The organism is Sulfurimonas sp. (genome assembly GCF_026196735.1).
GTDB lineage: Bacteria > Campylobacterota > Campylobacteria > Campylobacterales > Sulfurimonadaceae > Sulfurimonas.
In genome coordinates this window covers 1-10040 of the sequence record NZ_JAPHUF010000023.1, presented here as the reverse complement: position 1 = coordinate 10040, position 10040 = coordinate 1, and the positions used below count along the sequence as shown (strand labels likewise).

Genomic DNA, 10040 nt, shown 5'->3' with positions numbered 1-10040 from the left:
TTTTTGCCAATACTCTCTCTAATAATGCCTTCTAACATATTAAATCCTTAATTAAAAAATGTTTGGAATTGTACCTCTTTAAGCTTTAAATGTAGTTAAAACTCACTACTTCAAATCAAAGATATCTTCATCCATTGTTCCGGAGGTATCTTTAGGTTTTGGTTTAGTATTTAAATCAGAAGATATGCTATTATTTAATCCACTCATTTTTAGCTCTAAATCAGCAGCGCTGGTTGCATAATCTTTAGCTTTTTCTTTTGTAATAATACCTGAGTTATATAATTCTAAAATATGTTGATCAAAGCTTTGAGATTTATAATGTTCTCTACCTTTTTCAATTGCATCACGAACTTCATAGTCACGATTTTCATTAATCAATTTTTCAATCATAGGAGTCTTTACAAGTACTTCCATTGCTGCAACTCGCTTGTCATCTACTGTTGGAATAAGCCTCTGTGATATAATCCCTTTTAGTACTCCAGCAAGAGAAAGACGAACACGATTTTGCTCATCAGTTGGAAACATTGCAATAATACGGTTAATTGTCTCTTTAGCATCAATAGTATGCAGAGTCGAAAATACCAAGTGACCAGTATCAGCAGCATGAAGTGCAAGTTCTACAGTTTCACGGTCACGCATCTCTCCAACGAGAATAATATCCGGATCTTCACGCAATGCTGCACGAAGGGCTCTATCAAAAGAGAGGGTATCTTGGCCGACTGAACGCTGATTTATAATACATTTTTTATCTTTGTGAACAAACTCAATAGGATCTTCAATTGTAATAATATGCTTATGCTGATTTAGATTTATTTCATGTACCATGGCTGCTAGCGTAGTAGACTTACCACTACCTGTTGCTCCTGTTACAAGTACAAGACCACGACCTTCGTTTGTAAAACTTCTTATTACTTCAGGAAAACCCATTTTTTCAAATGTAGGTATCTCCATCGGGATAACACGAAATACAAAAGATGGACCATCTGTTTGAAAGAAAATATTTACACGAAAACGATTTCGTTCATCAAATTGATACACTAAATCGACCTCTTTATTATCCACAAACTCTGCAAATCTACTTCTTAATATCTCTTTTGCAAGCGTCATCGCTTCTTCTCTTGTATAAATACTTCCAGAAAAAGGCACTATCTTGCCATTTATTCTTGCACGGATTACGCCATTTGCTTTAACATGTAAATCACTACCGCCATTCTCAATCAACTTTTTGAGATATGCTCTTATCTTTTTTAACTGCTCAAATGTTAATTTACTTACATCAACTTGATTTCCAACCACCTCACTCATAATGCCTCCAATATATCTCTAAATGCTTCTTTAAATGCTTCTAAGCCATCAGCTATCTGCTTATCTAAAACAGAATTAAAATCTATACCTAAACTTTCTATCTTTGCAAAATGCTCTTGTATAATCTTATCAGAAACAGGCAAAGCACTATCTTTAACTCCATGTTCATGAAAAGCTTTTATTGTTTCTATCGGTGCTGTATTTACACTGTTGTATGCTAAAAGTTTTTCTATATAGTAATGTGCCGCCAATGAATCATCTTTTACACCGGTACTTGCAAAAAGTGTTCTGCAGCCACTAACTTTCATTTTTTCTACCTCAGCATAGATATCAGCACTGTTATATATTCCGCTTAGTGCTACATCTACACCATTTTTTGCTAACTCTGCATCTAGTGCTCTATCAACGCGGCTAACAAAAACACTTATAACAGTGTCAACATTTGAGCCATGTTTTTTTACCCCTGCATCAAAAGCTTTAGCACAAGCCACAGCCTGCTCTTTTTTAAATATAAGTGTTGCGTTAACCGGTATACCGCATGAAGTCAGCTCTTGCATAGCCTTGTATCCAGCAGTTGTCGCCGGAACTTTAATCATTACATTTTTGCGGTCTATCTCAGCAAAAAGTCTTTTTCCTTCGGCAATTGTTGCATCTGCATCATCACAAAGACACGGGTCAACTTCTATACTGACATAGCCATCATCCTTAGCATCATAAAGTGGTTTTAATATATCTGCTGCTTTTTTTATATCATATATTGCTACTGCTTCGTACTTCTGTTTTGGCGTTAGTGACTCCAAAGATGACAACTGCTCTTTGTATGCGTTTGAGTTTAAAATAGCATTTTTAAATATCGCCGGATTTGAGGTTGCTCCGTTGATTACTCCGCTATTTATTAAATCTTTAAATTCATTGTCTAAATAGTCTCTCTCGATAAAATCTGCCCAAAGCGAAAATTTTAAATCTTTTATATACATGGCTTTAGTTCCTAAATAACTTTTCATCTATTATAGCCCAAAAAATCTCAAACTTTTTTAAATTAAACAAAAGTAATATATGAACCCCACTCAAGGCATACATTACTTCACTGCTAATAAAGGGAACCTTATCTAAAATATCAAAAAAAAGATAAAGCTCAAAGAGCAGCTCATCATAGATATTTAGGTTGATTATAACTAATATGATGGCTATATATACAAAAAAATGTACTAAAGAGAGGTTATTATGCTTACGATACAAAACATATAAAACAAGTAATAAATTTATAAAATAAAGAGTATAAAAGCTAAAAGAAAAAACAAGTATCAACTCTACATGTAAAAGCAGCGCATAGACGAAAAATATACTCTTGCTCATAAAATAAACATCAAGAGATATTTTTTGGAACTTTTATAATAACTGTTGTAAAATTTTCAGAAGTTTTTACATCAATTTTACCGTTAAACTGCTTTTGTATAATCATTTGGCTCATATAGAGTCCGAGTCCTGTTCCATTTTTACCTTTTGTACTAAAGTATGGCTCAAATAGTTTATTTAAGTTTTCTTCTTTAATACCTCCGGCGTTATCCTTAATAATCACCGAAATTTCCGCTTCCTCATCTTTAACATAAAGTTTTATAAATGGGTTTTGTAGCTTGGTATCATTGTGTGCATCAATAGCGTTATTTAATATATTAAGTATTACTTGAATAAACTCATTCATATATGTTTTAACAAATATCTTATCATTAACATCAATTTCTACATTTATGTCTGTCAGTCTAGAAGTAGCAAAATTAACTGCTTTTTGAAGCAGTTCATGAATTTCAATCTCCACTATTTCTTTATCTGGATGAAAATATGTTTGAAAATCATCAACAGTATCAGATAGGTACATAATCGTATCACTAATCTCACTTAATGCATCATCTATGTCTTCACTTTTAATTCCATCACCAAGTAATTTTTTAAACTGTAAATTTGCTATTTGTAGTGTTATTGTAGAGAGTGGTTGTCGCCATTGATGGGCTATCATACTAATCATTTCACCCATTACAGCCTGCTTAGACTGGGCTGTCAATAATTTATCCTTTTGAATAAGTTGTTCTACTTTATCTTGAACTTTACTCTCCAAAGACTCATTTAACTCTCTTAATTCAGCTGTTTTTGCATGGACTTGATCTTCAAGCTTATTGTTAAAATTACGCAATAGGGCTTGTTGTTCTAAAATTTTAAACTTCGCTTCATCTATTTTAACTTGATAAAAGTAGATAATTGTATGTACAAGAATCAAGACTACAGATAAATAAGTCAATTGATCAAGAGAGTATTTAACTTCTATAAAATTTTGAAATGGAGCTATAAGCAGCATAAAAACAAGAAAAATAATCCAAATCAATCCTTTTTTATTATCTTGCAAATATAGAAGAAGAATTGGATAAGTGAACAACCAGGTATGCTTCATAGCTTCTGGTTCAGCGATATATATCAAAAATAAAAACAAAAATGTAAATTGAGTAGTCAAAATTATAACAACCGGCTCAAAAAACTTACGATCTTTTCTAAGCAATAAAATCAACATAAAGTTCATAAATAAAACAGCAAGCTCTACAGGAACAAATTCTTTGGTATCTCTAAGTATATTGCCGACTATACCATATATAAGCCCTACGGTTGACAATAAGATACCAATATTAACCATTAAGTATCTACTTTTCAAATCCATCTGAAATTCGTCAAAAGTAAATCCACTAGTTAAAAAGTTATTAAATCTTTCTTTCATAAAAATCCTTTAACTATGGCAAATAAACTTTATCTAAAAGCTCATTGTACTCACTTTTAGCATTACTGTCTAAAGTTATTCCACCGCCACTTTTATAAATATAGCCATCTTTAGTCTTTTCTATAAAGCGAATCATTACCCCGCTATCTAGTGATATGCCGTCATAAACACCAAAAACACCACTAAAGAACCCTCTTTCATAATTTTCCACAATCTCAATTATATCTAAAGTACTCTTTTTTGGTGCACCGCTTATACTGCCAGCCGGAAGCAACGATTTTAAAATATCTCCAATTCTCTCATGCCAGTCAGCACCAACTTTTCCACTTATATGAGAACTTACATGTAGAAGTTTTTTCTCGCCGGCTTCTATTGTTTGAACATATCTAAAATCTTCAACTTTTACATCTTTTGCAACAATAGAGATGTCGTTTCTAAGCAGATCAACAACCATCACATGCTCTGCCATCTCTTTTTTATTATTTAAAATTGTCTCTTTGGCATTTGGATATGAGGCGTCTATAGTCCCTTTCATAGGATATGTATTGATTTTATTATCTTTTATCTGGATAAATTTTTCAGGAGAGAAACAGACAAATTCATCTTTATATCTCAATTTATAGTGAGCATTTGCACTATCATATATCTCTTTTAAAGTAAGTGGAGTTTTAATTTGTGTTGGTTGTGTTAAGTTTAGCAAGTAAGTATCGCCTGATTTTATCCTTTCTATGACATAATCAAACTTTTTTTTATACTCACTAAAATCGAGTGCTTTCTTATCTAGTTTATTAGTATGAGGCTTAAGGGCATAGTTCTCTTTTATACAAAACTCAACATCATTTTTTTCAAGTTCACTTATCGGTATGAGTATTAAGTTTTGAGCTTTAAAGTCACATATAAATAAAAAGGGTTCTCTTTTTTTACCAAGAGAATTCAAGTCATTAAATGTCATTAACTTTGGTAAATTAACTTTTTAAGAACAGCCATTCTTATGCAAACACCATTTGATACTTGATCTAAAACTTTGCATCTTTCATCAGCCAAAAGGTCATCAGATATATCAATGTTTCTATGCACAGGACCGGGGTGAAGTATCACTATATCTCTATCGCCGACTAGTTCAGGAGTTATACAAAAATCACTTGCATAATCTTTTAATGAAGCATAGCTTTGTGAGGAGTGCCTCTCTGTTTGTGTTCGCAAGCTCATTATCGCATCCACTTCATCAATTATACTTGCTAGAAAATGAGTAGTTCTCAGAGCTGTTTTTGGTAAAAATTGCGGAGGTGCGGCCAAGATAACTTCCATCCCAAATCTACTAAGTAATTCAATATTGGAGTTTGCCACTCTTGAATTTTTAATATCTCCTACAATCGCGATTTTTTTACCGCTCAAATCTTTAAAATGCTCTTTTAGTGTAAAAAGATCAAGAAGGGCTTGTGTTGGATGGGCATGCGCTCCGTCTCCAGCATTTATAATAGAGGCTTTTGTATGGTTAGATAGTATTTTTGGAACACCTGAATTTTCATGTCTGACAATAATGGCATGCGGACCCATTGCATCAAGATTCATTGCTGTATCTACTAAAGTCTCACCTTTTTTTGTAGAACTTTTTGCAACATCCAAGTGAACCATTTCCGCACCCAATCTTTTAGCTGCTATTTCAAAAGAACTTTTAGTTCTAGTTGAGTTTTCAAAAAAGAGTGTGATGATTATCTTATCTTTTAATATTCTATCAAATTCAGTGCCGTTTTTAATGTCCGCACTAAACTTTTTAGCATCTTGCAATATAGACTCTATCTCTTGTTTTGTGAAATCATCTGTGCGGATTAAGTGCTGCATATTTCTCTTTTATTAAAATAATTTAATTATTATACAAGACATCACAAATTGTGTCAATATTTTCATTAACTTTTAAAACTTCAAAACCTGTTTGTATAAAGTATGGCTCAGATACCGATGCAAAACTTTCATCATTTTTTTTACAGTTAAAAGCAACTACATGTATAATATTTTTATCATCAAGTGCTTTTTTACTGAGCAGTGTATCATTTATGCAGCCAAGTGAACAGTGAGTCACTAAAAGAGCGATAGCTTGTAGATATGTTATCATATCTATCATCATATACTCTTCATCGATTGGCACATATAATCCTCCTGCACCCTCTATAATCAATAATTCACATAGTTTCTCAAGTTTTTCAACTGCTGAGTCTATTTTTTTTAAATCAAGCCGAGTATTGTTTGATGCTACAAACGGAGCTGCTGGAAGTTTATAAGTAATAGGAACGATATCTTCTACATGTAGGTTTTCAAATTTATGGTTCAGCTCTTTTATACATGTCAAAAGTTCTTCACCGTCAAAGGCTTTTTTATCAACACCGGTCTCGATGAGTTTTATAACTCCGACTCTAATCCCTCTTGAAGCAAACTCCTTTAAAAGAAGTTTTGTTGTGTAGGTCTTACCAATATCCGTATTTGTCGCTGTTACAAAGATTCGTTTGACCATTATCTCTACTTTGATATAATTTAATAATATTAATTCATCAATTATAGGAAAATTATGGCAACGAATACAGATTTAGAGCTCATTGAAGAGACAAAAGTAAAACATCCTAAAAAATATAAAGTTTTAATTTTAAATGACGACTATACTTCTATGGAATTTGTTATTGATGTGCTTATGAGTATATTTCATAAAAGTTATCAAGAAGCAGAACTCATTATGTTAGAAGTACATAAAAAAGACAAAGGTGTTTGCGGTGTTTATACAAATGAAATCGCAGAGACAAAAGTAATGCAAGTGCACAAAAAAGCTAGAGATAGTGGTTTTCCACTTAGAGCAGAGATGGAGGAAGAGTAATGATAAGCCCGTCACTAAATGAAATTTTTCAAAAATCTATTCTATATGCAAAAGAGTTAAAACATGAGTATATAACTATTGAACATGTATTTTATCAACTTCTAAGTTCACCTCAGGGAGCAAAAATTATATTTGCCTGCGGTGGTGATGTAGATAAGATGAAAGAGCTGATTAAAAACTATATTTATACAAATATCGATCCTCTTCCGGCAGATGTACATGTAGATCCATTTGAGAGTGTTGCATTATCTAGGCTAATTGACAGCATGATCAAACATATACAAAGCTCCCAACAAAATGGTGCAGATATAGGTGATTTACTTGCTGCCCTTTTTGATGAAGAAAACACATTTACATATATGCTTTTAAAAGAGTATCATATTTCAAGACTTGACATCCTAGAAGTTATTTCTCATACTGATGAACAGGATGAGAGCAGCGACGATGATTCTTATTTAGAAAAATACTCGATAAATCTACTTAAAAAAGCTAAAGATGGAAAAATTGACCCCGTCATAGGTCGAGAAAATGAGATACAAAGAGTTACTCAGATTTTATGTCGCAGAAAGAAAAACAACCCCATCTTAGTTGGAGAGGCCGGCGTAGGAAAAACGGCTATAGCAGAAGGCCTTGCTCTAAATATTGTAGCTGGTAAAGTACCCCAAATCATTCAAAAATCAGAACTTTATGCGCTTGATTTAAGTGCATTACTTGCCGGAACAAAGTACAGAGGTGATTTTGAAAAAAGACTAAAAGGTGTTATGGATGAACTAAAATCAACTCCTAATGCAATCCTTTTTATTGATGAAATCCACACCCTTATAGGTGCCGGAGCGACAAGCGGTACAATGGACGCAGCAAACCAGCTTAAACCAGCACTTGCTTCGGGAGAACTCAGATGTATGGGTGCAACCACATTTGCCGAGTATAGAAATGGTTTTGAAAAAGACAAAGCACTAAGTAGAAGATTTGCAAAAGTAGATATAAACGAACCATCAGTAAAAACAAGCTACAAGATTTTAAAGGGCTTAAAAAGTAAGTATGAAGAGCATCACAATGTTATATATACCGATAAAGCTTTAAAAGCAGCAGTAGAGTTATCTAAAAGATATATAACAGATAGATTTTTACCTGACAAAGCGATAGATCTTATAGATGAGACAGCTGCTTCTTTTCATCTTAAAAAATCTAAAAAAAGAAGAGTTCAAGCTTATGACATCGAAAAAACAATATCAAAAATAATTGGAATTTCTGACTCAAAAGTTACTAAAGATGAAACTTACGCTCTTGAAAATCTAGAATCAGATTTACAAAAAAAGGTAATTGGGCAAGACAGAGCTGTTTTAGAAGTAGCAAAGGCTATTAAAATATCTAAAGCTGGATTAACACCACAAAATAAACCAATTGCATCATTTTTATTTTCAGGACCAACAGGTGTCGGAAAAACAGAACTGGCAATTTCACTAAGTAAAACTCTTGGTATAAATTTCGAGAGATTTGATATGAGTGAATATATGGAAAAGCATGCACTATCTCGTCTTGTTGGAGCACCTCCGGGCTATGTTGGGTATGAGCAAGGTGGTTTACTTACAGAGGCAATCAAAAAGCATCCATATACAGTTTTACTACTAGACGAAATAGAAAAAGCTCACCCGGATTTAGTAAATATTTTGCTACAAATTATGGACAATGCAACACTTACAGACAACAATGGATATAAAGCAAACTTTCAAAATGTAATTTTGATTATGACATCAAATATTGGAGCAACTGCAAGAAATGTAATGGGCTTCAATAAAGACAGTTCTATATCAAAAAATGAAGAGTTAAAGTCATTTTTCACTCCTGAATTCAGAAACAGATTAGATGCTATAGTTGAGTTTGGACAGCTAAGTATGGAGACGGTAAAAGGCATAGTAAATAAATTTATAGCTGAATTAAATCAAGATTTGAAAAAGAAAAAAATAACTGTATCTATATCGCCTAGAGCAACTGATTTTATAGCTAATAGTGCTTACTCAGTTGAGATGGGAGCAAGACCACTTAAGAGATATATCCAAGATAATATAACAAATAAATTGAGTGATGAGATACTCTTTGGGAAATTAAAAAATGGCGGCTCGGTACAAGTAGGTTTCAATAAAAAACTGATATTAAAATTTAAGGAATCAGAATGATTCTTCTCGCCAAAGGCGAAGCTTTTATTCTGTGCTTTGAAATGGCACAGAACACACGAGTGACTGAATATAACTTGGACTTGTTCAAGTTATATGAGATTAAATAGTAGTATGATTCCACAACTAAATAAATACAATTTTCATTTTCCTGATCCAAATAATGCAAATGAAGATGGTATTGTAGCTTGGGGTGGTGATTTAAATCCAACAAGACTTATCCATGCTTATCAAAACGGTATATTTCCATGGTATTCAAAAGATGATCCAATAATTTGGTGGTCTACTAACCCTAGGCTAATCATGGAATTAGATGACTTCAAGATTAGCAAATCACTAAAAAAAAGTATGAAAAAATTTGAGTATAAGTTCAATACCAATTTTCATTCTGTAATGCAAAATTGTTCTACTGTGCCAAGGAATGAACAAAATGGGACTTGGATTCAAAGTGAAACAATCGAAGCATATACTACACTTAATGGAATGGGAATAGCTCATAGTGTAGAAACATATATAGATGGAAAGCTTGTCGGTGGACTTTATGGCTTATCAATAGGTAAAGTCTTCTGTGGAGAATCTATGTTCTCATTAGTAAATGATGCTTCAAAATCTGCTTATGCAGTACTGATAAAACATTTAAAGCATTGGGGTTACGATTTTATTGATTGTCAAGTACCGACAGAACATTTAAAGAGTCTTGGAGCAAAAGAAGTTTCTAGAGAATATTTTTTAGATAGGCTAAAAAAAGTAAATTTTGATGATATAAATAATATTTGGGAAATTGATAAAAGTTTAATTTAATTGATTTATATAGTTGTAAGATAGAAATCTACTTCGAAGAAGATAGTTTTTTTCCAAAACAGTTATCTTTTTAAATATTGCGAAGTGTGCATTAAGTACATGAGTAAAGTTTAAAAAAATAAATTTGAAGTAAAAA

9 protein-coding genes are annotated in these 10040 nt (G+C 32.5%); 3 read left to right on the top strand and 6 right to left on the bottom strand.

The window, feature by feature from the left end; genetic code table 11:
* Nucleotides 1–105: 105 nt before the first annotated feature.
* The 6 genes from OQK60_RS11120 to bioD all read right to left on the bottom strand — a co-directional run bounded on the left by OQK60_RS11120 (nucleotide 106) and on the right by bioD (nucleotide 6575).
* Nucleotides 106–1305: a PilT/PilU family type 4a pilus ATPase gene (locus OQK60_RS11120; protein WP_297687025.1), complete on the bottom strand. Its 1200-nt coding sequence runs from the start codon at nucleotides 1303–1305 to the stop codon at nucleotides 106–108.
* Complete coding sequence (locus OQK60_RS11115) at nucleotides 1302–2282, bottom strand: transaldolase (protein WP_297687027.1); 981 nt, start codon at nucleotides 2280–2282, stop codon at nucleotides 1302–1304. The genes OQK60_RS11120 and OQK60_RS11115 overlap by 4 nt, the downstream gene beginning before the upstream one ends.
* 389 nt (nucleotides 2283–2671) lie before the next feature.
* Nucleotides 2672–4066 carry an ATP-binding protein gene (locus tag OQK60_RS11110; RefSeq protein ID WP_297687023.1) on the bottom strand — a complete coding sequence of 465 codons (1395 nt, stop codon included), beginning with the start codon at nucleotides 4064–4066 and terminating at the stop codon, nucleotides 2672–2674.
* Nucleotides 4067–4079: 13 nt separating this feature from the next.
* Nucleotides 4080–5018: an aminodeoxychorismate synthase component I gene (locus OQK60_RS11105; protein WP_297687021.1), complete on the bottom strand. Its 939-nt coding sequence runs from the start codon at nucleotides 5016–5018 to the stop codon at nucleotides 4080–4082.
* Entirely contained in the window at nucleotides 5018–5908 is an 891-nt protein-coding gene (locus OQK60_RS11100; RefSeq protein ID WP_297687019.1) for an aspartate carbamoyltransferase catalytic subunit, read from the bottom strand. The genes OQK60_RS11105 and OQK60_RS11100 overlap by 1 nt, the downstream gene beginning before the upstream one ends.
* Before the next feature lie 22 nt (nucleotides 5909–5930).
* The gene (bioD, locus tag OQK60_RS11095) at nucleotides 5931–6575 is read right to left on the bottom strand and encodes a dethiobiotin synthase (RefSeq protein WP_297687017.1); all 645 of its coding nucleotides are present in this window, start codon (nucleotides 6573–6575) and stop codon (nucleotides 5931–5933) included.
* A gap of 54 nt (nucleotides 6576–6629) precedes the next feature.
* Between bioD and clpS the strand changes: the two genes are divergently transcribed.
* From clpS to aat, 3 genes are all read left to right on the top strand, one after another.
* A complete protein-coding gene (gene clpS, locus OQK60_RS11090; protein WP_297687015.1) occupies nucleotides 6630–6929 on the top strand; it encodes an ATP-dependent Clp protease adapter ClpS in 300 nt (99 codons plus the stop codon).
* Complete coding sequence (gene clpA, locus OQK60_RS11085; RefSeq protein ID WP_297687013.1) at nucleotides 6929–9106, top strand: ATP-dependent Clp protease ATP-binding subunit ClpA; 2178 nt, start codon at nucleotides 6929–6931, stop codon at nucleotides 9104–9106. Before clpS ends, clpA begins: the two co-directional genes overlap by 1 nt.
* 111 nt (nucleotides 9107–9217) lie before the next feature.
* Nucleotides 9218–9904: a leucyl/phenylalanyl-tRNA--protein transferase gene (gene aat, locus OQK60_RS11080; protein ID WP_297687011.1), complete on the top strand. Its 687-nt coding sequence runs from the start codon at nucleotides 9218–9220 to the stop codon at nucleotides 9902–9904.
* Nucleotides 9905–10040: the final 136 nt, after the last annotated feature.